This is a genomic window from Planctobacterium sp. AWH2_060 (assembly GCF_056158425.1).
Genome location: NZ_JBSWTG010000001.1, coordinates 862,030 through 884,465 on the forward strand (window position 1 = coordinate 862,030; position 22,436 = coordinate 884,465).

At 42.3% G+C, this 22,436-nt stretch carries 19 protein-coding genes and 1 pseudogene; 10 read left to right on the forward strand and 10 right to left on the reverse strand.

Features of this window, described 5'->3' with window-relative positions:
* The first annotated feature begins 1 nt into the window (after position 1).
* Entirely contained in the window at positions 2 to 1,090 is a 1,089-nt protein-coding gene (locus ACXAD8_RS03850) for a zonular occludens toxin domain-containing protein (RefSeq protein ID WP_475225114.1), read from the forward strand.
* 74 nt (positions 1,091 to 1,164) lie between these two features.
* On the opposite strand, the gene ACXAD8_RS03855 is transcribed toward ACXAD8_RS03850, so the two are convergent.
* On the reverse strand, positions 1,165 to 1,356 hold the full coding sequence (locus tag ACXAD8_RS03855; RefSeq protein WP_475225117.1) for a hypothetical protein: 192 nt from the start codon (positions 1,354 to 1,356) through the stop codon (positions 1,165 to 1,167).
* On the reverse strand, positions 1,346 to 1,855 hold the full coding sequence (locus ACXAD8_RS03860) for a hypothetical protein (protein WP_475225119.1): 510 nt from the start codon (positions 1,853 to 1,855) through the stop codon (positions 1,346 to 1,348). The genes ACXAD8_RS03855 and ACXAD8_RS03860 overlap by 11 nt, the downstream gene beginning before the upstream one ends.
* Positions 1,856 to 2,320: 465 nt before the next feature.
* On the opposite strand from ACXAD8_RS03860, the gene ACXAD8_RS03865 reads away from it, so the two are divergent.
* The 3 genes from ACXAD8_RS03865 (at position 2,321) to ACXAD8_RS03875 (ending at position 5,716) form a co-directional block, all read left to right on the forward strand.
* Complete coding sequence (locus ACXAD8_RS03865; RefSeq protein WP_475225122.1) at positions 2,321 to 4,279, forward strand: NACHT domain-containing protein; 1,959 nt, start codon at positions 2,321 to 2,323, stop codon at positions 4,277 to 4,279.
* A gap of 497 nt (positions 4,280 to 4,776) precedes the next feature.
* Positions 4,777 to 5,010: a helix-turn-helix domain-containing protein gene (locus ACXAD8_RS03870; protein ID WP_475225124.1), complete on the forward strand. Its 234-nt coding sequence runs from the start codon at positions 4,777 to 4,779 to the stop codon at positions 5,008 to 5,010.
* A gap of 1 nt (position 5,011) precedes the next feature.
* Positions 5,012 to 5,716: a hypothetical protein gene (locus tag ACXAD8_RS03875; RefSeq protein ID WP_475225126.1), complete on the forward strand. Its 705-nt coding sequence runs from the start codon at positions 5,012 to 5,014 to the stop codon at positions 5,714 to 5,716.
* Between the two features lie 311 nt (positions 5,717 to 6,027).
* Here ACXAD8_RS03875 and ACXAD8_RS03880 read toward each other — a convergent pair whose 3' ends face one another.
* Entirely contained in the window at positions 6,028 to 6,582 is a 555-nt protein-coding gene (locus ACXAD8_RS03880) for a hypothetical protein (protein WP_475225128.1), read from the reverse strand.
* 590 nt (positions 6,583 to 7,172) lie between these two features.
* Here ACXAD8_RS03880 and ACXAD8_RS03885 point away from each other — a divergent pair.
* Positions 7,173 to 7,880 (forward strand): substrate-binding periplasmic protein, encoded by a 708-nt coding sequence (locus ACXAD8_RS03885; RefSeq protein ID WP_475225131.1) that lies wholly within the window; start codon positions 7,173 to 7,175, stop codon positions 7,878 to 7,880.
* A 236-nt stretch (positions 7,881 to 8,116) separates the two neighbouring features.
* Here ACXAD8_RS03885 and ACXAD8_RS03890 read toward each other — a convergent pair whose 3' ends face one another.
* The 5 genes from ACXAD8_RS03890 to ACXAD8_RS03910 form a co-directional block, all read right to left on the reverse strand.
* Positions 8,117 to 8,704, reverse strand: coding sequence for a hypothetical protein (locus ACXAD8_RS03890; protein WP_475225134.1), 588 nt, complete (start codon positions 8,702 to 8,704; stop codon positions 8,117 to 8,119).
* Positions 8,705 to 8,719: 15 nt separating this feature from the next.
* A complete protein-coding gene (locus ACXAD8_RS03895; RefSeq protein ID WP_475225137.1) occupies positions 8,720 to 9,538 on the reverse strand; it encodes a hypothetical protein in 819 nt (272 codons plus the stop codon).
* Between the two features lie 33 nt (positions 9,539 to 9,571).
* Positions 9,572 to 10,078 (reverse strand): hypothetical protein, encoded by a 507-nt coding sequence (locus ACXAD8_RS03900; RefSeq protein ID WP_475225140.1) that lies wholly within the window; start codon positions 10,076 to 10,078, stop codon positions 9,572 to 9,574.
* A gap of 219 nt (positions 10,079 to 10,297) precedes the next feature.
* Entirely contained in the window at positions 10,298 to 11,050 is a 753-nt protein-coding gene (locus ACXAD8_RS03905) for a LytR/AlgR family response regulator transcription factor (protein WP_475225143.1), read from the reverse strand.
* Entirely contained in the window at positions 11,043 to 12,143 is a 1,101-nt protein-coding gene (locus tag ACXAD8_RS03910; RefSeq protein ID WP_475225145.1) for a sensor histidine kinase, read from the reverse strand. The genes ACXAD8_RS03905 and ACXAD8_RS03910 overlap by 8 nt, the downstream gene beginning before the upstream one ends.
* 534 nt (positions 12,144 to 12,677) lie before the next feature.
* Between ACXAD8_RS03910 and ACXAD8_RS03915 the strand changes: the two genes are divergently transcribed.
* A complete protein-coding gene (locus ACXAD8_RS03915) occupies positions 12,678 to 15,602 on the forward strand; it encodes a TonB-dependent receptor domain-containing protein (protein ID WP_475225147.1) in 2,925 nt (974 codons plus the stop codon).
* A 205-nt stretch (positions 15,603 to 15,807) separates the two neighbouring features.
* Here the strand turns inward: ACXAD8_RS03915 and ppk2 are convergent, their stop codons facing one another.
* Positions 15,808 to 16,575: a polyphosphate kinase 2 gene (gene ppk2, locus ACXAD8_RS03920; protein WP_475225150.1), complete on the reverse strand. Its 768-nt coding sequence runs from the start codon at positions 16,573 to 16,575 to the stop codon at positions 15,808 to 15,810.
* Between the two features lie 155 nt (positions 16,576 to 16,730).
* Between ppk2 and ACXAD8_RS03925 the strand changes: the two are divergent.
* From ACXAD8_RS03925 to gpmA, 3 genes and pseudogenes are all read left to right on the forward strand, one after another.
* Positions 16,731 to 17,588: pseudogene (locus ACXAD8_RS03925) on the forward strand (ATP-grasp domain-containing protein); the annotation flags it as partial.
* A 75-nt stretch (positions 17,589 to 17,663) separates the two neighbouring features.
* The gene (locus ACXAD8_RS03930; protein WP_475232869.1) at positions 17,664 to 17,933 is read left to right on the forward strand and encodes a cation:proton antiporter regulatory subunit; all 270 of its coding nucleotides are present in this window, start codon (positions 17,664 to 17,666) and stop codon (positions 17,931 to 17,933) included.
* Positions 17,934 to 18,556: 623 nt separating this feature from the next.
* Positions 18,557 to 19,303 (forward strand): 2,3-diphosphoglycerate-dependent phosphoglycerate mutase, encoded by a 747-nt coding sequence (gene gpmA / locus ACXAD8_RS03935; RefSeq protein ID WP_475225152.1) that lies wholly within the window; start codon positions 18,557 to 18,559, stop codon positions 19,301 to 19,303.
* A gap of 87 nt (positions 19,304 to 19,390) precedes the next feature.
* Here the strand turns inward: gpmA and glnS are convergent, their stop codons facing one another.
* Positions 19,391 to 21,052, reverse strand: coding sequence for a glutamine--tRNA ligase (gene glnS, locus ACXAD8_RS03940; protein ID WP_475225155.1), 1,662 nt, complete (start codon positions 21,050 to 21,052; stop codon positions 19,391 to 19,393).
* A 345-nt stretch (positions 21,053 to 21,397) separates the two neighbouring features.
* Here glnS and ACXAD8_RS03945 point away from each other — a divergent pair, with 345 nt between their 5' ends.
* Complete coding sequence (locus tag ACXAD8_RS03945) at positions 21,398 to 22,429, forward strand: LacI family DNA-binding transcriptional regulator (protein WP_475225158.1); 1,032 nt, start codon at positions 21,398 to 21,400, stop codon at positions 22,427 to 22,429.
* The last annotated feature ends 7 nt before the right edge of the window (positions 22,430 to 22,436 follow it).

Below are 22,436 nucleotides of genomic sequence, written 5' to 3' on the forward strand. Positions count from 1 at the left end.
TATGCTGATATTTCACGAAGGATTGCCCGGTGCTGGCAAGTCATACGAGGCACTGGTTAAACATATCATTCCCAACATTCAGAAAGGGCGTAAAGTCTTTGCACGCATAAACGGTATTAATTACGAAAAAATATCAGAGTTGTGTGATATTTCGGTCGAGCGCTGCAAAGAGCTGCTGGTGCATATACCAGAGGAAAAGGTGCATGAAATTTATGACCATGTTGAAAATGATTCACTGGTTGTTATCGATGAATTGCAGAATTATTTCCCGTCAGGCAGACAAAAACTGGATGAAGGTATTACAAAGTTCGTTACAGAGCACAGGCATCGGGGAATAGACATTGTGGCCATGGGCCAGTCTCTGGCAGATTGTCACAACCTCTGGAAGCGCAGAACACAGCGCAAAATCCAGTTTTTAAAGCTGGATATGGTGGGCCTCGATAAACGGTATAAATGGACCACATACCAGGGCGTTCCCACAAAACGAGGCGACATAACTTTCGAGAAAATCAGGTCCAACGTAGAAAGTTATGATTCCAGATATTACGGGGCCTATGCCTCACACCAGAGCGACACGGAGAATACGGAAAATTATCAGGATGACAGGCTAAACCTGTTTAAGACAAACGGCATAAAGTTTGGCATTCCGGCGTTTCTGGTTGTTCTGGTGTTCGCTGTGGTTTCACTGAATTCATTCTTTTCGCCGGAAAGTGTTGCAGAAGCATCAGCACAAAATTCAGCAACAGAAAGCAAGCCTTTACCCAACCTGCCAAAAGAAGCACCGCCAAAGCCGGAGCCACTGGATTTTGTTCAGTCGAATAATATCAGGTACGAATCCAGGATTACCTATCTGGACATGAGGCGCAATTACATCTGGGATTTGATTGTGGTCTGGTACGACAAAACCAACAAGGTACACGACAGGGTTTATGGTGAAGACCTGAAAAGCATGGGCTACAAAATTAAACATGTTGGTCATGGTGTCGAAATTTCCAAAGGTGAATATACGGCACTGTTTCGGTTCCGGCCTGACTATGAACCAGCATATTCAATTGCTGATGACACCAGAGAATCACTTAAATCATCATAAGCGTTACCTGTCACACTTTGCTGATTGTGACAGGTAACGCATCACGTAATAATTTTTACGTAATCACGTAAAAATCAATTACCAATGGCTTTAATGGTGCCTTTGGTCTTGCTGCGGCAAATATCCGGGTAATAATCGCGGTACTCTCTGCAAAACTCTGCCATTCTGAAAAACTCGTCTCTGAATTCTTCCGGCACTCTCAGGGTAATTTTAACGATGCCTGAGCGCTTTAATTTTTCAGAATAGTTTGTGTCCTTATTGCTCATTTGCTGCGTCCTCGCTGGCGATTGCACTTTTAACCGCTTGAAGGCTGTTTAATTCAACCTCCATTTGTTGCCTGGTAAAGTCAGTGCAACCGTATTGCTGTTCAATTTCAGAAAGGCGCTTAATTTCTGCTCTGATATTGCGTTGCCTGAGTTCCAGAAATTCCAGCTTAGTCATTTCCTGAGTCCTCCCCGTCCATGGTAGTCTGTCCGCACAATATGCAATGAAAGTCTTCATTTGCTGCCTTAGCTCTTTTAAATTTCGGCTTATCAAGCAGGCTACAGCTTTTAGTTTCTGCTTCACTCGCTTTTGAATCGGTAGGTTTACTACAAACTTCACACGGTCTTTTCTGGTCCATAATTTAGCCACCATTTTTCGAAACAACATCAAGGTTAATTGAACAGGTTTAGGGCCAAAATTACGCTTAGCTCTCTTCTTTTTGACCGGACAGGCAAGGGGGAAACAGCTCTTGAAGTCTAAATCTAAAGTTAATGCCTGCATGGTATTGGCCCCTTTGTATCAGTTCGCGTAGCGGACGGGGAACCCGCCGCTTACCGAAGTGATAACGAAGATGTGTAAGCCAGAAAAATTAGTCAAAACGGACTAAATCGCCCGCAGGGTTGCGAAGCAAGGGGGTCCCCTCTGGGGTTCCGATTTAGGAAGTTGACGAATTTTGAGGCGTCACAGGGGGCCTTGCTCTTAAGTGCTGCCTGTCACGGCCAGTGACGCCCCCGGCAGGGGAAAACTCCGGCTTTTGCCGATGAAGGGGCCCCCACGAAGTGGGGAGGTTCATCTGGCAAAACCGGAGCAAGAAAAACCCCCGTACTGTAATACGGGGGTTAACTCCCACCTATGCAGCCATTCAAATTAAATATGACCACTTTTTTAAGTTGTTAACAAGTTTAAAGGGAGCTATGGTAAATGCAGTTAAAGATATATTGTAGATAAATGGATAGCGGAGGGGTTATGTCTTCAGTTGATGGAAAGGTAGCTTTGCAACTTGTAAAAGGAGGTTCAAAATTTGTAGATGCAATATTAGGACCCAAAATTGACAGAGTTAAAGCTTGGAGCAAGGAGAAAGACCTGGAAGGTCAGATTAATCCTGAAAATATTTCTAAAATTATGAGAGGTTATATATTAAAACTGTCTGAAAGAGTTAGCGAGATTACTTCCATATCTTTTCCTCTTATGAAGCTAAATATTTTTGATGCTTATGAGCCGTTATTACTTGAAAAGCTAAAGTATGATTCTGGGACTGAAGAGATTCAAATCAATCATCTAATTAACGAAAACTCAGAGTCATTTCTCATAATCGATAGTGCGGGAATGGGAAAGAGTACGTTCGCCAAATACATTGTTGCATCTTTACTCTATAAATCAAATCGAATCCCTCTTTTTTTTGAGCTAAGGAAAGTAAATAAAAATATTGATTTAATAGACAATTTAGCAAAAGAACTGGATGTTTATGGTGATTGCTTTAGTAGAGATTTGTTTTACAAGTTACTTCAAACTGGTAAATTTTATGTGATTTTAGATGGATATGATGAAATTGATATAGAGCATCAAGAAGAGGTCGCTGAACAAGTTAAAGAACTCTCTTTAAAAGGGGGTGAAAATATCATTCTACTTACATCAAGACCTCAAGAAATAATACCTGAAATAATAAATTCCGTTACACTACGGTTTAAAAGCTTTACGAAGGAACAAGCTTTATCTATGTTATCTAGATACGACAAAGTATCTGGTTGTTCAGTTGGAAAAGAGTTGAGCGCTCAGATAGACAAAGTTCCGGAAAAATTCATAGAAAGCCCACTTTTAGTATCTTTATTATATAAAACATTTGGTGTTAATAAATCTATTGCGGAAAAAACATGTACTTTTTATGAGGAAATTTATCACGCTCTTTATAAAGGTCACGATCTAGTAAATAAAAATGGTTATGGAAGGATGAAAAAATCTGGATTAGATTTTGAAGACTTTAGAACTTTGTTAAGAGCTATGTGCTACATCATGATGCTTACTAGAAAATATTATTTTAAAAATTGGAGTGATGCAATTTCAATAATTAAAAAAGCAACGGAAATAACTTCAATTGAACCAAAGTCAGCATCAAAGTATTTAGATGACCTTTTAGTTTCAGTCCCCTTAGCCTATAAAGACGGCCATGAAATAAAGTTTTTTCACAAAACAATATTAGAATTCTTTGCGGCTGAGTATGTTCTTTTTCATAAAAATAGCTTTGAATTATTAAAAAAACTCTTTGATAGTAAGTATTGTGGTAGCTTTTCTAAGTGTTTTGAATTTTTATATGAACTAAACTCTTCTTTATTTGATTCAGTCATAACAAGTCATTATGCAAAAGAAATCAACCGCATCACCTATGACCCAAAGAATCTTTTGGAGGCTGCGTTTTATTCATTAATGCTTAGGAGAGATACCAAAGTCGGAATTTGGGATGTTGAAATGCACGGTGAAAGAGACAAAAATGGACATCTAGGCTTTGTTGATAGCGACGTTTTGTTGTTGGGCTCAGGATTTAATACTTGTAGATATTTTATTTACAATGTAAATGGGAAGTCATTTTTTTTTGCTTTCAACTATACAGAACTAGATGCAAGGTTTCATACTTCTGCTTGGAATGCGTTAACAATTCCATATGATGGATTGCAGCGCGAAGAAAGTGCCTCTAAGCTTGAGGAGTACGGTGACGAAATATTAGGGATCTTAGGTGAAAACTGTTGGGTGGACTTGGACGATGAATTGGTCCAAAAGTTAAAAAAATTCAATCCTTTAAAGTCAATTATCCTTAGGATTGTGTGTGAAAATGGGAGGTATAGAGTACTTTCAAGAGAAAGAGCGAAGTTAATTTTAGAAAAGATCGATAAGGAAGACGATTTTGCAATTGAGACAGATAGCTTTCTATAAGTCACTTTAATAACTCATTGAAATATATACGTCGCATTTAATAAACTTTATGTCTCATAATTTAAAGTGGTTAATGGTACGTGCCGTTATTGTATTTGCATGAATATATCTAAGTTACTTTTAGACTACTTAGCTCTGATATGGGACATTAAAGGCCTCTGTTAAGATCTAGTAGATACAGATGACACAGAAAAGGCCTTAAGGATTAGAAATAGCTATTAGAAGGTTAAATTCCTTGTTAGAGGTGCATCAATCTGAGTTAGAAAATTAGATTGTGGAGTAGGGGAAGGGGGTTCCTTTGCTTTGTGCCCAGTGCTGATAAGAATCGATAAGTAAGTTATGTCGGACACTCATTCAAAAGAACGAAACCCCTCCTCCTGTTAATAAATTAGCACTTCCCGATTAAATGTGTCTTCCAAATAAATTTGGAATTTTGGTTAAATACTTGACCGGGTTGCGTGACTGATCAAATATTCTCGCGTTATCCGGGAGGAAGTATGTTCGGAATTCAGACAGGAAGAAAGTTCAAGGCATTACGCAATAAACTAGGTATTACTCAAGATGATTGCGGGCACATTTTTGATGTATCAGGTAATACAGTGTCAAACTGGGAAACTAAGGGTACCTACAAGCATCGAGATTTTCTAATTTTAAAAGAAATGATAAACAAGGGCTATCGGAAGTCAGATTTGGAAACGATGAAACTACAAGCTCAGCGGATGATGAAATGATATGAGTTCATTTAGCGGTTTTGCAGTGCCATTTATACAGTTTTTAATCGGTTTAACCGTATTAACATTCTCTTATCAATCAGGAACAGAAACACTATTCACAAAGCCTAAGACGGTTTGGGATCTTTTGAATCTCTCCAGCTTCTACATATATGCCGCTGTAATCGTGGCCAGTTGTGTTTTTTTTAGAGGGGCTAATAATCATAGAACTGCAATTGTATTTGCTTTGGCAGCATTCCTTGATTTATTAGTTTGGTATTGGCTTTGGTATCGTTCTGGATTAAGCGGGGTGTACTTGGTTGTTTGGTTTGGCTTCATAAGTCGATTAGTCCTTTTTACAATTGTAAAATACAGCGACATAATTTCAGAGTATAGCTTTACAATCATTGGACAAATCCCGCAATTTAGGGCCTTCTCTAACAAGCAACTAGAACAAATGATGCCTACAAAATACGAAATCAGAGTTGTAGATATCGTAAAATTATACGTTTTATTAGAGTTCGCATATGCAATTGTGAACATAGCTTACGCTCTATTAATGGGAATACCTAAGGACGGAAGTATTTACGACAATATAATTCAGAAGGGACATTTTGATTTTTATTATCTTTACTTGATAGGGTTAAACATGGTTCTTTTTTACTTCGTTTACCTTGTTGTACAAACAGTAATCGAAGAACAGGAAAACGGACCGGACTATCTTTAATCCAGTCCATAAATTTTTAGTTGGGTCTAGGTCCACCAGGGCGAGATCGTTGAGAGCTTTCTGATTCAGGTCTTGGTCCACCGGGGCGTGAATTTTCAGTGTCAGTCGGAATTTTACCAGCACCCGAAGAAAACCAATCACCAATAGAGCCAAAACTCCAGGTAAACGATATTACGAATGCGGTTGTAAAAAGGTGGCGTTTTGCATTTTTCATCTTTTATATCCTTACATACCGGTTCAGCACAACATTGCGCCCCGATAACTTACCAGATATAAGACGGTCAAAAAATGATTAATAAATGAGTGGCAGCTCAGGCGCTATTTGCAGATTCATTATTGTAAACGCTTAGTTCTTCTGGATTGCTTGCTTCCATAAGCTTCTGTAATTCAGCCATTTTTTTAGCAAGTTGTTTTTGCTTGGTTCTTTGAAATTCAGAATCTAATGTTGATTTAAGCTTTTGAAGTTCTTCGTGTTGGCGCTCCATACGCCATTTTATTTTATGAAACATAACAAGTTGTCCAGGTGTAACTATTCCAAATGGAGTTACTAAGTTTTCATCTGCATCGAAATAAAACTTTTTCCATGTGTTTGTGTAAGGCAAATAGCCACGATATCTAATTGTGAGCAGCTCGACAGCCATAGAAGGAAACGTTTTGTTGCTGTACCAACGCCTGACAGTTGATTCAGGTGTCTTTAAGACTTTGGAAGCATGTGCGAAATCCAATTTGGAAATACCTTTACCAAAAAGGTGCTCAAACATGATGTGTGGCGCAGGTAAATTTCGAGTGTCCACGGTAATCAACCCAAGTTTAGACATGATAGCCGCAGTTGTTGGTCCAGATGTTCGTACTTCCTTATTCGACATGTAAACAACCCAAAAGTGAAGAAGGTGTGTAAAAATAATACCGAGCAATCTTTCCTGATCAACTCAAATACGGTTACAAAATAGTCAGATATTAAAAATTCCAAAATATTTAGGAGAAATATATTGAACTCAGACCAGTGAAGGTTGTTCCACAAAATCTGTTCAGGTTTGTATTTGTCGTAACACAATGAAAACGTAGAAAAATGAACCTCTAAAACCGCAAGTTGAACGTAATGCTCATAACCAGCTATAAAGTTAAAAATAATTATCCACATAATCTCAAGAGTTCCCATAATGTATATTATGTTAAATGAATAATTTATCCACAGGTTATCACAATGCTATTAATATCAATAAGTTACCCCCTCTTAGTGAATTTGCGGTTTTTAAACTGGTGGTATATAAGTGCGCGCTGCTACGTGATTGGAAATGAATTTGTTGGGGCTTGATGCTGTTTTATTTGCGTAGCGTCGCTTCAAAATCTAGTTTCATTTTTGGTACTTCCGCTCAGGCTCTTCTATGCTCTGAGTGTTAGTAACCCAATAGCTGGTTCATCTGATGCGCCTATCAATCAATAAATTCATTGCGCTTTGTTGTATCTGTGTGTCGATTCGTCCATTGCTGACGAGACCTATTCGGTCATGCTGTATGAACCGAACAATCCGCCTTATGTCATTTTTGAAAAACGCGATACCCGTGGTGTTTTTATTGATGTCTTTGCTGGCATCGAGCAACGTACCGATCTCAAGTTTGAATTTGTATACATGCCGATTGCGCGTGCATTACATGAATTTGATGCCGGCAATATTGATATTGAGCCTGGTGTCAATCCTGACTGGCGTCGTCATATGAAAGTTCTGGGAGAATATTCGGTCGCTTACGCTGTTTCCGAAGAAGTTGTTGTCTTTTCGCCAGGAAATTTTAAAGAAGTGAATGGTCCCAGTGATTTACTTGATGAAATTGTAGGTATTGTGCGTGGCTTTTCCTATCCCGATTATGATGCTGCGTTTAGCTCAGAAATGATTATCCGCATCAATAATGTGTCACAAACTAATCTGCTACAACAGCTGTTAAAAGATCGATTTAAACAGGTATTTGTCGGACTTAATACGATTCTGTATTTTCAAAAAGAAATGCCAGAGTATCGGGACCTGCAGATTGGCAATGTTGTGGACAAACGTGATGTTATGATGCGTGTACATCCCAATCAGAAATCAATACTTCCAGCTATGAATGCCGCCTTGTTACAGATGATCAGCGAGGGAGAAATTGAGCGTATTTATGCACGATACCGGTAAATATTCAACGAAGCCCGGGTCACAAAAGATTTGTTTTAGATCCGCAGTTCTTTAGAAAAACCTGAAATGGCTTCTGTTTCGGTGTTTTATCGAGACCACTGGTTTTATATTGATGACACAGACTCCGCAAGCAAATCGACTTTTAGTCTGCTCACTCAAATCTTTGCATTGCAATCGGGGTCAATTCAACAAGCGGCACCTATTCTGACGATACCGCTGGGAAATTGAGCGCAGTATTAGTTGCTATTAAAAAAGCTTTGGGAAGTTAGTTCTTTACTATTTACTGAATAAGCAACTAGTGAAGACGCCTTTTGATCCTGGTTGTCCTGTGGCGGTAAGGAACAGGTAATAAAGCTGTTTGGCATTGACTTAGCGTGAGAAGAAACTCGCGATTTCGTTTTTAGGGTTTGCACTCCGGTACTTTGACTTCTGGTGGTTTCTCCCCAGTAAGCCGCAAAGCCGGTATTGGTATAACTGGATTTACCCATTTGGCAAATCACATCTTGTTGTTTATTGAGATCGGCAACCTTGATTTCTGCTGATACATTATCGTTTTCCAGAGCATCAGCCAGGATTGGACAGTAAATAAAACTATTGCCATTCAACTGGTCGTGGTAATCGCCTCGATTGTTGTAATTAAAAAGTGCACCAGAACGGTCCAGGCGCAGCTCTTTAGATCCCGAGAAATAACGGCAATTATTTGCCAAATAGAGCTGCTTTGGTGGTGCCTGAACATTTTTAGCCAGGCAAATTACAGCTGAAGCACTTGACGAAAATGCACTGATTGTTATGGCAGAAATGATGGGGAGTAAAGATTTCTTCATGACTATTCGATCCATTTATGGCAACTGCTCACCGTCTCTGGCGAAAAATATCGCTCCCTGCCCGGTATACTCAAATGATACAAATGACTCCCCTTCCCATGGGCGATTTACCATCAACATTTGTACTTTCTCTTCCACGCTTTCACCTTCTTCAACATAGACTTCCAGTTTGCAAAGACTGGTACCACACTGACTTTCCTGTAGATGTACGCCACTGAGTTGTTTGGTATCGCGAATAACTTTTAATACACGTTTTTCAACGGTATCTGTCCATTCGGTATCCGTTCCTTCATCAAAAAGTTTGTCTTCATAACTTCTGATTTGTTGTTGAATACCCGTTACTCTGGTTTGCTCATATTGTTCGTTGTACATATCAGAAGCCGACAAGGAAGCTCTGTTGTCCGCCACAAACTCCACTGGAGCGGCGTTGAGTACGTTAATTTCTCTGTGGGATGCGAGTTCTACCGTTGCTGGTGTCGCTATGGCATTAAGCTTGTTTTCAATCAGGTTGAGTCTGTTGTCATACTCTTCCTGACGCTGTAAAAGCAACGAAAGCTGGCGATTGAGTGTTTGTAGTTCGCGATTCTCACTGTCTGAGAAGTCATTAGACTGGTTGTGAATCGCATTACTTTCCAGGCGCGCTATTTGACGTTGCAAACGGTTTTCTATTTGAGCGAGTTCCCGAATTAAACTGTCGTTGCTGTTCTGGCTTAAAGGGGCTTGTGCAGACTCATTGATTAACGCAGTTGGTTTTAGCAACAAATAACCTACTATGGCGATAAGCGATGCGCTCACCATTAATAGTAGTTTTTGTGTGCTTCCTACGTTATTCATATCTTCATCGACTCCCTGATTGCCACGCAACGATTAACGGTACAGCTCAGTAACCTGGTAAGAAACAAGAGATACATTACCTGGCGCAGTAGCAGCCGGTAATGAACAACTTAAATTCGCTTTCACATAATTGGAATTGTTTTTGTTTAGCTCAGACAGTGAGGTTGTTATGGCTTGTAAGCCGGCGCCTTTTTCACTGCTGACTGCATTGCCCCAGCGTGAAGTGTAGCTGGCCCCAAAGTGACTGCCGGACACCTGGCAAGAGACACCATCTCCAGAGTTTTCGCCATCAATGACAACGACTTTCACTTGCAGACCGGATAGTGATGCATTTTGCTCCACCAATACCGGGCAAAATAGCGTAATCGCAGACTCATTACTGAGATTGGACAAATTACCAGAAGTATTAACCTGGACACTATTTGCAGGTCCGGTTGACTGATAACACAAGGACGCAGGATAGGTTTTTACAAGACTGGCAGCTTGTGCTCCTAAAGACACAGAAAATAAGAAAAAAGGCAGCAGTGTGAGACGACTCATCGGTAACCCCTTACACGAAGTTTGTAAATGTTATGTAAATCCCTGACCCTTTTGTTATCTTATATTCTGTGTGGAAAAGCAACCTCTTTTATAGTTAATAGAATGACTTAGAGGTATTTTGGGCATGGCAAATCAGGAGCAATCCCGCGCAAAATGCGGGATGTACGAAGGCTTTAGTAGTTTGAAAAATATTTTGAATTTTTTACTGATTTTGTAAATTTACGTAAGTACATCCTGAAGTTTGTCTTTATACCTTCGCGACAACATAAGCTGTTCGCCAGAAGTTAAAACTACCGTGTAATCTCCCTGGTAATTCGGTTGCAGCTCTGCAACTGAAGATAATCTGACAATGGTAGAACGGTGTATTCGCCTGAAATCTTTGGGGTTGAGCACAGCTTCCAGGTTACTCAGGGTTTCGCGATATAGAATGCTTGCTGAATTATATAAGTGCAATTCCGCGTAATTCCCTGCACCAGCGATATACTTCACGTTGTTAACGTCTACAAAACGAACCCGTTTGGGCTCTCTGATAACTATGCGATCTTTATAGTTATTCGAATCTTGTTGTAAATCTTTATTCAGTGCCTTGACTGCGCGTTGATCCAGAAACAGCTGATCATCCATTTGCCTTTTGGCTTTGTTTAGCGCTTCGTATAATCGGGCATTTTTAAAAGGTTTAAGTAAGTAATCAATGGCGTTTAATTCAAACGCTTTTACCGCATATTCATCATAAGCTGTAGAGAAAATAACGACCGTTTCAGGCGGTAGTTCGGCTGCTACATCAATACCCGTGATGCCTGGCATTTGAATGTCCAAAAATAATATGTTGGGCCTTTCTTGCCAGGCAATATCCAAGGCCTCTTGCCCGTCTTTAGCCTGAAAAACCTGATAGTCATCGGTGTCTTTTTCTAATAAGGCAACAATACTTTCGCGCGCTAATGGCTCGTCGTCAGCCACCAATATTTTAAGCATTTCCATCTCCTGCAGGAACACACAGTCTGGTCAGGAAGTACCTGTCCGGCAATTCCTGTAACTCCAGACTGAAGTTACTTCCATAAATCTTTTCTAACCTGGTTTTGTTGTTTCCGATACCGATACCAAAACCGCTTTCAGAGGAACTGACGGGTACCCGATTAAGCAGTTCAAAGTGCAGCATGTTATTCAGCACAAATAATTTGAGCTTTATCAGGTTACCTTCCTTATCAAGCTGCGCTCCGTGATGCACCGCATTTTCAACCAGAGGTTGCATCACCATAAAGGGCACCAGAATGGATAACGCGTTGTCCTCAGCTGATATTTCAATTTCTAGTTTGTCGTTAAAACGCAGTTTCTGCAGAGCCAGGTACAGTTCAATAAATTCAAGCTCACTTTTTACAGTTACCATTTCCTGGTCTCTGTTTTCAAGTATTGTTCGTAACATGCTACTCAAATCGCTCAGCGCATCAGTGGCTTCGTCACTGCGCCCTACCCGAACTAAACCACTGATGCCGTTGAGTACGTTAAACAAAAAGTGAGGATTGAGCTGAGATTTAAGTGCCTGGAGTTCAGCACTCACCAGTTCCACTTTCAGTTTTTCAGCTTGTATTTCTTTGCTTCTCAAGCGCTGTGAGTAATCAAGTGCATAACCTAATGTAAATAAGGCCAGGATCATGATGCTGTCGGCATGCCAGGGAGTGTTGCGATAAAAATAAGCCAGCATGCTTAGTAAGTCTGCTTGCTGCCAACTTTGCCCCAACCCGTAATACAACAATGACATGGAAAGTAACTGAACAAGAATGGTCGCTGCCAATATATAAATGGAGTTGAAGATAATAAAAGTTAACCAGCCTATATCCTTAAGGCGGGTTAAAGGTGCGAATGCCACAATAAAGGGCGCAATTAGCATGGCAGGCAAATACCAAAAAAAGATTAAACTCGCAGCACTAAATACACTGTCCAAGTTTTCTATGAATATGTGCTCAGCATGAAATTTCAGATTAAAACTGAACAATGCCTGGATAAGTAATACCAGCGTACTACCTAACCAGATCCGCCAATTTTTAAGTCTTGCTATTGCGTCTTTCAAGTGTCTTATCTACCACTACTGGCTTTTAACTTTGGATTGAGAACGACTTTTCATTAAAGAGTTCATTTATTTTTTAGGTGTTTGCTAGAGAATTATGTACAAGGAACTCAATTTGAGCAATTTCCATGGGGTGAATCGCCTTTTTAAACAGCTAAAACACATCAAAATAGGGTGGTAACTCATTAATCTTGTAGTAAATATTGCCATGATGACAGCATAAAATACGCCTTTTATCCTGAATATCCATGTACTCGTCACAAATCACAGATATTAATTATCTTATTTTGCATCCTTATTGCAAAACAGCACCCTCCATTCACCCCAAAAACCTACCCACTCACTGGTTTTTTACTGCACTTCACACCAACTGAAAGTTATTCACCCCAGAATTAAAGCTGCTCGTCACACGCTTTACATCGGTTGCGGATTGCCGCTGGTGCTTAGTGTAAGCAAATCTTAATTTTAGCTGGCACAAACGCGGAGATAACTGCGGTTATCCCTTATAAAAATATAAATATCTCAGGGAGATTCAATATGAAGAATCATTCTAAACTGGCAAAATCAATCCGACTCGCGCTGACATTAGGTGCGATGACGGCGACTTTGCAAGTTGCAAACGTGGCAGCACAGGAAGCGGATGAAAGCGAAGCGACAGGCGTTGAAAAAATTGCCGTCACAGGTTCGCGTATTCGTTCAGCAAACCTCAACTCAGTATCACCTCTGCAAAGCTTCGATGCTGGTGACATCGATGCCTCTGGTATCGCAAACATCCAGGAGTTGTTGTTAGATAATCCTACTTTTGGTACTCCTGCGATCAGTCGTACCAACTCTAACTTTTCGACAGCTAGTGCTGGTGTTGCTACGGTTGACCTAAGAAACCTGGGTACAGCACGTACACTGGTATTGGTTAATGGTCGTCGTTTCGTTTCTGGTCAACCGGGTGAAATGGCGGTGGATTTAAACACCATCCCGGCTCAGTTTATAGAGCGGGTTGAGATTCTTACTGGTGGCGCCTCTTCAGTATACGGTTCTGATGCGGTAGCGGGTGTAGTTAACCTGATCCTTAAAGATGATTTTGAAGGTGTTGAATTTGAGGGGCAATTTGGTCAAAGCTCTGAAGGAGACGATACCGAAAGACAATTTAGTCTTACAACAGGCGCAACAACAGATAACGGCAAAGGAAATCTGATGTTTCACCTGGGTTATACCAATCAAGGTGCGGTATTTTCCAGAGATAGAGAACGCTCAGCAGTTGATCAGTTTTCTACTTTCCGATTTACAGGTGATCCGGCGGATGCGTTTACTCCTACTCGCCCGTTCTTTTCGTCATTCCCACCACAAGGCCGCTTTTCAGCTGGCGGTGTAACTTATACTTTTGATAGTAACAACAACTTACAAGAGGGTTTTAGTACCAACGGTGACGGAACTATTGGTCCTGATGGTTTTAACCGCAGTAACTATCGTACAATCGCCATCCCTACTGAACGTTACCTGTTTGCAGCAAAAGGTAGCTATGAGCTGTCAGATGCCCATTCAGTGTTCTTTGAGGGTAACTATGCGGCCTCTCAAACGGTTACTGAACTTGAGCCTTTCCCGTTTTCATCAGACGATATTTATGCTGATGGAACCGTTCCATTAGAATTTGACGTGAATGGCACCATCCTTACCAATCCGTACGTGCCCGACGAAATCCTGAACGCAGCGGCAGATCTTGATGGAGATGGTTTAAGAGAGCTGGATAATTTTGTTAAGCGCTTATTGGATATAAACAATCGCGGTAATACTGCAGATAGAGACACCTTTAGATTTACGGTTGGCTTTGAAGGCGAGCTATACAACGACTGGTTCTATGATCTGTATTATGTATATGGTCAAACCAAAGAGTCTCAGGTTTCCAATGGTCTGGTAAACGTACAAAACTTCCGTTACGCGCTGGAGTCGGTAACAGATACGCTGGATCTGGATGGTGATGGCAATACTGAAGAAGCGGTCTGTATTGACGAAACCGCACGCGGATTTGGCTGTGTACCTATCGATATTTATGGTTTTAACTCCATATCGCCTGAGGCAGCTGCATACGTTAGTGCTCCCGCACTATTGTCTTCATTTATTTCACAAGAAATTATTGGCGGTAATATCAGTGGTGATGCATTCGAGTTGCCAGCAGGCCCTCTGGGTGTTGCCGTGGGTTTTGAATATCGTGAAGAAACCAGCCGCGATGAGTTTGATGCGCTGCAACAATCCGGACTTAACGGTGGTAATGCGATCCCTGCTACCAAAGGTGCATTCGATGTTACAGAGTTCTACATCGAAACTAACATACCCATCATCGAAAATTTGAATGCTAGAGCTGCTTATCGTGCGTCTGATTATTCAACCGTGGGTAGCACTTCCAGCTGGAATGTTGGTTTGGACTGGCAAGTTACAGATTGGTTGCGTTTCCGTGCAATTGAAGCAGAGTCGGTCAGAGCGCCAAACATTAACGAGCTATTTTCACCGCCAAGTCAAACCTTCCCGCCAGGTCTGAACGATCCATGTAACGGCGTTACTGCCTCCGATACAGGAACAGTAGCCGAGCGCTGTAAAGCTGATGCAGGCGTCGCTGCTAACATTGCAGCCAATGGTGCATTTACCTTAAATCAATCAGATATCCAGGGTATCAGTGGCTTTAACCGCGGTAATGAGAACCTTACTGAAGAAACCGGTAAATCAACCACTATTGGTCTGGTATTTACACCTCAGGGCATGTTGGAAGATTTCGGTCTGACAATAGATTATTTCGATATCGAAATCGAAAACGCAATTGTACCTACACCACGTCAATTTATTCTTGACCAATGTTACGGTGGCGACACTAGCTTCTGTCAGTTCATTACACGTCGTGCAGCTCCTGTAGGTTCAAATAGCGCAGGCTCACTAGAATTTATTGATAGTGCTGACTCGAACAGTGGCGGTGAAATCAACGAAGGTGTTGATTTAACTGTGACCTACTCAGGCGATGTTGGTCCTGGTAGATTAAATTCACGTTTGTCCTATACCTACGTGATGGAAGGCAGCGTGTTCCCATTACCGGGAGCACCTGAAGATCCGTATGTGGGTGAAATTGGTGCCTCAAAACATCGAGCTAACCTGAATGTGGCATATGATTGGGATGAGTGGTCTGTCACCGTGGGCGCTACCTACATTGGTTCCGCTGCACTGGATGATCAGTTTCTTGCTGGGTTTGATTTAGCACCAGACGCGATTGAAGTTGGTTCTGAAATCTATGTAGATACCCAGGTTACTTATCAATTAACAGAAACTGTTGAACTGTTTGCTGGTGTGGATAACTTGTTCGACCCCGAGCCGCCAGCGATTCTCAGTGGTTTACCAAGCAGTGATACAGGTACTGAAACTGATGCCGGTACCTATGACCCAATTGGTCGCCGTTGGTACGTGGGTGCAAGAGCCCGCTTCTAATCAGACCTAAGTTTTTCAAACAAAGGAAGGTTTGAATTAACAGCACTTTACGAAAGTAATTGCTGTAAACCCCCTGACAGAGTCCAGGATGGACTCACCCTCAGGAACCCTAAACCTTGTGTGAAAATTGGTATTTATAGCCCCAAAACTTTTTGGGGCTTTTTTACCTTCAGAGGCAGTGAATTAAAAAGGGGAAAAGAGGAAGTTAAAACTTTTCCGGAATCCAGTTTAATTTAAGAATTGGCATGCGCTTGATTTTGCGGTGTTTGAGTTTAGGTAATTGCACCGGATGAAATGACACTTCCTGATAGTCAATTTGTGACAGTATATGGGCAATACAGTTTAATCTGGCTGACTTCTTACTATTGGCATTCACTACAAACCAAGGAGATACTTTAGTATCTGTGTGTTTAAACATCTTATCTTTTGCGGTTGAATATTGGTGCCAACGATTTCGCGCTTCCAGGTCCATATCTGAAAACTTCCAGCGCTTAAGCGGATTATTGAGCCTTTCCTGAAACCGTTTCTCCTGTACTTCGTCGGACACCGAAAACCAGTATTTCAATAAAATGATACCGGAATCAATCAGCATCTTTTCAAATACCGGGCAGCTTTCTAAAAAGTACTGGTACTCTTCGTCACTGCAAAAGCCCATAACTTTTTCTACGCCGGCACGGTTGTACCAGCTTCTGTCAAACAATACGATTTCACCGGCTGCCGGGAATTGAGCCACATAGCGCTGAAAATACCATTGCCCTTTTTCTCGGTCTGAGGGTTTGCCCAATGCCGCTATCTTCACAACTCTGGGATTGAGCTTGTCGGTAATAGCTTTGATAACACCGCCCTTGCCTGCGGCGTCCCTGCCCTCAAAAACAACAATGACTTTGAGGTTTCGCTCTACCACCCAGTGTTGTAGATGAACTAGTTCAATTTGTAACTTTTCGAGCGTTTTTTGATAACTTTCACTGTTCATTTTTTGTATATAAATCGATTACTTACGGGCTTATTCAAACAAGTATAGACCTTGTAAAAGGCAATGCTGATTAAACTGAGAAATTCCTGATTATTCCCTAACGTTTTAGCATTTTGTGATCTACCATTGGAGGATGAATAACAAGGGAGTTTTCCATGAAACTGGCAATATTATCTCGCTCTCCGAATATCTATAGTACTCGCAGATTAAAAGAAGCTGCTAAAAATCGCGGTTTTGATGTCAAGGTGTTAGATACCTTAAAGTTCGCCATTGATTTAAAGCGCGGCGCCCCGGACCTGTATTACAAACAAAAAGAAATCACCGATTATGATGCGGTACTTCCTCGAATCGGTGCCTCGATAACCTACTACGGTACTGCGGTAGTGCGCCAGTTTCAGGAAATGGATGTTTTCTGTGCCAATACCGCTCACGGTATTATCAACTCCCGAGACAAGCTGCGCAGTTTACAGGTATTGGCCAGACATCATATTGGTATTCCGGAAACCACTTTTGTAAGAGATAAAAAAGATGTTTTACCGGCCATTGAACGGGTCGGTGGTGCGCCAGTTATCATTAAACTGATTGAAGGAACCCAAGGTATTGGGGTGTTGTTGGCAGATACCGTTAAACAAGCCGAAGCCATTATTGAACTACTGCAAAGTCAGAAACAAAACGTTTTGATCCAGAAGTTTGTGGCAGAAAGCCGGGGTAAAGATATCAGAGCACTTGTGGTGGGCGATCGCGTCGTAGCGGCTATGCGTCGAGTAGCGCAAGGACAAGAGTTTCGCAGTAATGTGCACAGAGGTGGTCGCGCTGAACAGGTGGAGCTGTCACCAGAATACGAACAGGCGGCAATTCGCTCCGCACAGATTCTGGGTCTCAGAGTGGCTGGTGTCGATATGCTGGAAAGCGCATCAGGTCCCCAGATTATGGAAGTCAATTCCTCTCCGGGCCTGGAAGGTATTGAAACCTGCACGCAACTGGATATCGCCGGTGCCATTATTGATTATATTGCAGCTCAGGTAGATTTTCCTGAAATCGATATCCGCCAGCGACTAACAGTAAGTAAAGGCTATGGGGTCAGTGAAATCTATGTTCCGGAAGGTTCCAACTATGTCGGCAAAAAACTGTCGGAAATTGGACTTTCAGAAAAAGATCTTAACGTACTGACTCTGTACCGCGGACATAAAGTTATCCCCAACCCTCGCTCCGATCGCGTGCTGGAAAAAGAAGATAAACTGCTGTGTTTTGGCAAGATGGAATCAATGCGTGGTATGGTACCAGTTAAAGCGCAGCGTAAACGTCAACCTAAGATTCAGGATTTGCCCGATACTGAAGTTACTAATACCAATCAGTAATAATATGTGATCTACTCAGTGGGAATTGAAACGCATTTATTCGCTACATCCCTGTAGCTCACCTGCTTCGCAGGCCAGCTAAAGCTGTTGTATGCTGTTCCAACAGCATTTGGTAGGCAAGGCAGATGTTTGCGGGTCTAGTGGGTCTAAATCAAAAACATCTAACACAGCATAAATGCGTTTCAAACCCATCTTCGACGTTGCTCATAGCCATGATCTCTTTGTTGCCAACAAGGATGTTGGTAAGGGGCGAGAGCAGGATGCGATAAGCTTTGCGCGAGACTCGAAAGACCACCAGTATTCCTTCACTCGCGCGTCGCGACCTCATGGCTATGAGACTAACGCTGAGCGAGCACAAATTATAACTGATTGGTATAAACCTCGCCAACAGAAGACAACAGCAAGTCGAAGTCGTAACCCAATCCAACCGGGATTATGGTGTAATCCCGGTCATTTCCTCTTGTATTTTGCTTCGGTTATGACAAATAATTATTTATGCCATGACATGACCTGGTGCTTTGTTCTAAACTAGGCGGAAAATTCAGCCGCTTGCTCCCCTACTAAGCGCAAATAATCCAATTTAACACTCAAGCTATCTCTCAGTGATTAAGGAGACTTTTTAAATGCATAAACTCGTACTTATCAGACATGGTGAAAGCACCTGGAACAAAGAAAACCGCTTCACCGGCTGGCACGATGTTGATCTAACCGACACAGGTGTTGCTCAGGCAAAAATGGCGGGTAACCTGTTAAAAGAAAATGGATTCAGTTTTGATCTGGCATTTACCTCGGTGTTAACCCGAGCCATGCGCACTTTGTGGATAGCTTTGGATGAAATGAATGAGTTGTATACGCCAGTGATCCGCCACTGGCGTCTGAACGAAAGACACTACGGCGCGTTAACTGGTCTGAATAAAGCTGAGACAGCCGAAAAACACGGTGAGGATCAGGTTAAAATCTGGCGTCGTAGCTTTGATATCCCACCGCCGGCGGTTGAGGAGTCTGACGAGCGCTTCCCGGCACACGATAAGCGTTATGCGGGCATTGATCCACGTATCCTGCCAAAAGCTGAAAGCCTTGCGTTAACCATCGAGCGTGTACTGCCTTACTGGCACGATACAATTGTTCCTGAAATTCGTGGTGGTAAAAAGGTCATTATCGCGGCCCATGGCAACAGCTTGCGCGCGCTGGTTAAGTATCTGGATGACATGACAGATGAAGCGGTATTAGAACTGAATATCCCAACGGGTGTACCACTGGTTTATGAACTGGATGAGAACCTGAAGCCTATCAGCAAGCAGTACCTAGGTGACCCGGAAGAAATTAAGAAAATGATGGATGCCGTTGCTAATCAAGGCAAATCTAAATAACTTGATGGATTTCCACTGAATAATAAAAAAGCCGCATTTTGCGGCTTTTTTAATTTGGGCGAGTTGCCTAAGAATACAAAGCTGAAATTAATCGCCTATTTTGGCCCATGTATCTCTTAAAGCCACTGTGCGATTAAATACCAGCTTGCCTGCCTCAGACTCTTTATCAAGACAGAAGTAACCGGTTCTTTCAAACTGTACCGCTTCACCAATGGCTTTGCCAGCCAGACCAGATTCCACCACACCGTTTAACTTAACCAGTGAATCTGGATTATAGGCCTCGGCAAGTTCCATAGAACCTGGATTCGGCTCTTTAAACAAGCGATCATACAGGCGAATTTCGGCCTTTTCGTGGCGGGCCGCTGAAACCCAGTGGATTACGCCCTTAACCTTACGTCCGTCAGCAGGATCTTTGCCCAGGGTATCGGCGTCATAAGTACAATATATCGTTTGAATATTGCCAGCTTCGTCTTTTTCGACACGCTCCGCTTTAATAACGTAGGCATTACGCAAACGAACTTCTTTGCCCAATACCAGACGCTTGTACTTTTTGTTGGCTTCTTCTCGGAAGTCATCACGTTCAATGAAGATCTCCTTATCGAAAGCCAGCTCTCTTGTGCCCAATTCCGGCTTATTAGGATGGTTAGCCGCGGTCAGGGTTTCACCATCTGCTTTATCATAGTTCTCTATCACAATCTTGATAGGATCCAGAACAGCCATTGCACGAGGCGCATTTTCGTTAAGTTCGTCCCTAATACAGGCTTCCAGCATGGACATTTCAATCAAATTATCCATTTTGGTAACACCAATACGAGCACAGAACTCGCGAATCGAAGCCGGTGTATAACCACGACGACGCAATCCGGCTATGGTGGGCATACGGGGATCATCCCAACCGTCCACAAAGCCTTCAGTAACCAACTGAATCAATTTGCGCTTACTCAGCACCGTGTATTCCAGGTTCAGGCGAGAAAACTCATACTGTCTGGGCTGAGTTTCGATACTGATATTATCAATTACCCAGTCATATAAACGGCGGTTATCCTGAAATTCCAGTGTACAAAGCGAGTGAGAGATACCTTCAAGCGCATCAGAAATACAGTGAGTGAAGTCGTACATCGGATAAACGCACCACTTCTCACCTGTCTGATGATGATGGGCGAATTTAATACGGTAAATGACCGGATCACGCATACACATGAAGGGCGACGCCATGTCTATCTTGGCGCGCAAACAACAATGCCCTTCGGCATATTCACCCCTAGTCATTTTTTCGAACTCTTGCAGGTTCGTCGCAACGTCAGTATCGCGGTAAGGGCTGTGTTGTCCGGGTGCTTTCAGGGTACCACGCATCTCGCGAATTTCTTCCTGTGAGCTGAAATCAACAAATGCCAATCCCTTTTCAATGAGTTCAACGGCGAAACCGTGCAAACTATCGAAGTAATCTGAAGAATAGCGGATCTCACCATCCCAGTGATAGCCCAACCAGCTGACATCTTCTTTGATGGCATTGACATAGTCGATGCTCTCTTTTTCAGGGTTGGTATCGTCGAATCGTAAGTTACAAGTGCCCTGGTAATCTTCGGCGATGCCGAAATTCAGGCAAATCGACTTAGCATGGCCGATATGCAAAAAACCGTTTGGCTCAGGGGGAAAACGGGTGTGTACTGTGGTGTGCAAACCTGAATCAAGATCGCGATCTATGATTTGCCTGATAAAATTGGTCGGACGCTTTTCTGTCTCGGCCATCGGTCATCCTCTTACTGCGTTTACTGATCTCCATTCGGGCTATTTGGCCCTTAGTTCCAGCCTTTTACTCGCTGGTTTATGCGGAGTGATACAAAAGCCAGATGATAACTTTTTGCTTTGCTTTAAGGAAGCCTGATTGCAGCTTATCCGGTAAATATCGGTACTGTTAATTCCAGTATGTTTTTATGTAGCGCCGTTAATTCTTATTGATTGCTCACTAAACAGGCTAATATTGCATAAAATCACTGTTTTTAGCCATCTAAACGCAATAAAACTTGTGTCTATCGACCTGAGCAGACTACTATTTTCCAGTGACCATAAAGGCAACATGCTGTAATTATAACAATGAAAGAAAAAGCCACATCATTTGATATCGCCCACAGAGCTGGCGTATCACAGTCAACCGTATCCAGGGCGTTAAGGAATAGTCCCCTGGTGAGCAAAGAAACCCGGGACAAGATAAAGAGTATCGCGCGGGAACTTAATTACAAAGTTGATAAAAACGCCAGTAATTTGCGTCAGCAACAAAGTAAAACACTGGCCCTGCTGCTGTTTGAAGATCCCACTTCTGATGACTCCATGATCAACCCTTTCTTTCTTTCCATGTTAGGAAGCATCACGCGCGCAACGGCTAACGCCGGTTACGATCTGTTGGTGTCCTTTCAGCAATTCAGTGACGACTGGCATGCGGACTTTGAAGATACCCATAAAGCGGATGGCATTATTCTGCTGGGCTACGGTGACTTTTTGGAATATCAGGAAAAGCTGCAAGCACTGGAAGAACAACAAACCCATTTTGTCCGATGGGGAGCCATTAACGAGAGCCACCCCGGCATCGTTATTGGCAGTAATAATTATCAAGGTGGTAAAAGCATTACCAGGCATTTGCTGGAACTAGGCCATAGAGAGTTTGTATTTGTTGGCGGTGCGGATAATAACAGTCCCGAGTTTTTAGAGCGCTTTAATGGCTTTAATGACGCGTTGATTGAAGCCGGTATCGTCAAAGAAAATCAGCGGGCCAAACATTGGGATGCGATTTCCACCGAGCATTCTGGCTACAATGTTGGTAAAGCCCTGGTGGAGTCTGGTGCTAAAGTGGATGCGATACTTTGTGCATCCGATCTGATAGCAATTGGTGTGCTTACCGCGTTAAAAGACTCAGGTGTTTCTGTGCCGGAAGATATCGCTGTAGCGGGATTTGATAATATTCCACTTGCCCCTTTCACCAACCCACCACTGACTACAGTTAGGCAAAACACCAAGCTTGCTGGTGAATTACTGGTGGATGCCTTGGTAAATCAAATTGAAGGGAAACCTTGTCAAAGTCATTTAATTGATGCCGAAATCATCGTGCGACAAAGCTGCGGCGAAAAGTAAAACTCCC

What these genes read in the sequence shown, in the direction of transcription:
- ACXAD8_RS03850 (WP_475225114.1), top strand. Translation starts at nt 2, where the DNA reads ATGCTGATATTTCACGAAGGATTGCCCGGTGCTGGCAAGTCATACGAG.
- ACXAD8_RS03855 (WP_475225117.1), bottom strand. Translation starts at nt 1,356, where the DNA reads ATGAGCAATAAGGACACAAACTATTCTGAAAAATTAAAGCGCTCAGGC.
- ACXAD8_RS03860 (WP_475225119.1), bottom strand. Translation starts at nt 1,855, where the DNA reads ATGCAGGCATTAACTTTAGATTTAGACTTCAAGAGCTGTTTCCCCCTT.
- ACXAD8_RS03865 (WP_475225122.1), top strand. Translation starts at nt 2,321, where the DNA reads ATGTCTTCAGTTGATGGAAAGGTAGCTTTGCAACTTGTAAAAGGAGGT.
- ACXAD8_RS03870 (WP_475225124.1), top strand. Translation starts at nt 4,777, where the DNA reads ATGTTCGGAATTCAGACAGGAAGAAAGTTCAAGGCATTACGCAATAAA.
- ACXAD8_RS03875 (WP_475225126.1), top strand. Translation starts at nt 5,012, where the DNA reads ATGAGTTCATTTAGCGGTTTTGCAGTGCCATTTATACAGTTTTTAATC.
- ACXAD8_RS03880 (WP_475225128.1), bottom strand. Translation starts at nt 6,582, where the DNA reads ATGTCGAATAAGGAAGTACGAACATCTGGACCAACAACTGCGGCTATC.
- ACXAD8_RS03890 (WP_475225134.1), bottom strand. Translation starts at nt 8,704, where the DNA reads ATGAAGAAATCTTTACTCCCCATCATTTCTGCCATAACAATCAGTGCA.
- ACXAD8_RS03895 (WP_475225137.1), bottom strand. Translation starts at nt 9,538, where the DNA reads ATGAATAACGTAGGAAGCACACAAAAACTACTATTAATGGTGAGCGCA.
- ACXAD8_RS03900 (WP_475225140.1), bottom strand. Translation starts at nt 10,078, where the DNA reads ATGAGTCGTCTCACACTGCTGCCTTTTTTCTTATTTTCTGTGTCTTTA.
- ACXAD8_RS03905 (WP_475225143.1), bottom strand. Translation starts at nt 11,050, where the DNA reads ATGCTTAAAATATTGGTGGCTGACGACGAGCCATTAGCGCGCGAAAGT.
- ACXAD8_RS03915 (WP_475225147.1), top strand. Translation starts at nt 12,678, where the DNA reads ATGAAGAATCATTCTAAACTGGCAAAATCAATCCGACTCGCGCTGACA.
- ppk2 (WP_475225150.1), bottom strand. Translation starts at nt 16,575, where the DNA reads ATGAACAGTGAAAGTTATCAAAAAACGCTCGAAAAGTTACAAATTGAA.
- gpmA (WP_475225152.1), top strand. Translation starts at nt 18,557, where the DNA reads ATGCATAAACTCGTACTTATCAGACATGGTGAAAGCACCTGGAACAAA.
- glnS (WP_475225155.1), bottom strand. Translation starts at nt 21,052, where the DNA reads ATGGCCGAGACAGAAAAGCGTCCGACCAATTTTATCAGGCAAATCATA.
- ACXAD8_RS03945 (WP_475225158.1), top strand. Translation starts at nt 21,398, where the DNA reads ATGAAAGAAAAAGCCACATCATTTGATATCGCCCACAGAGCTGGCGTA.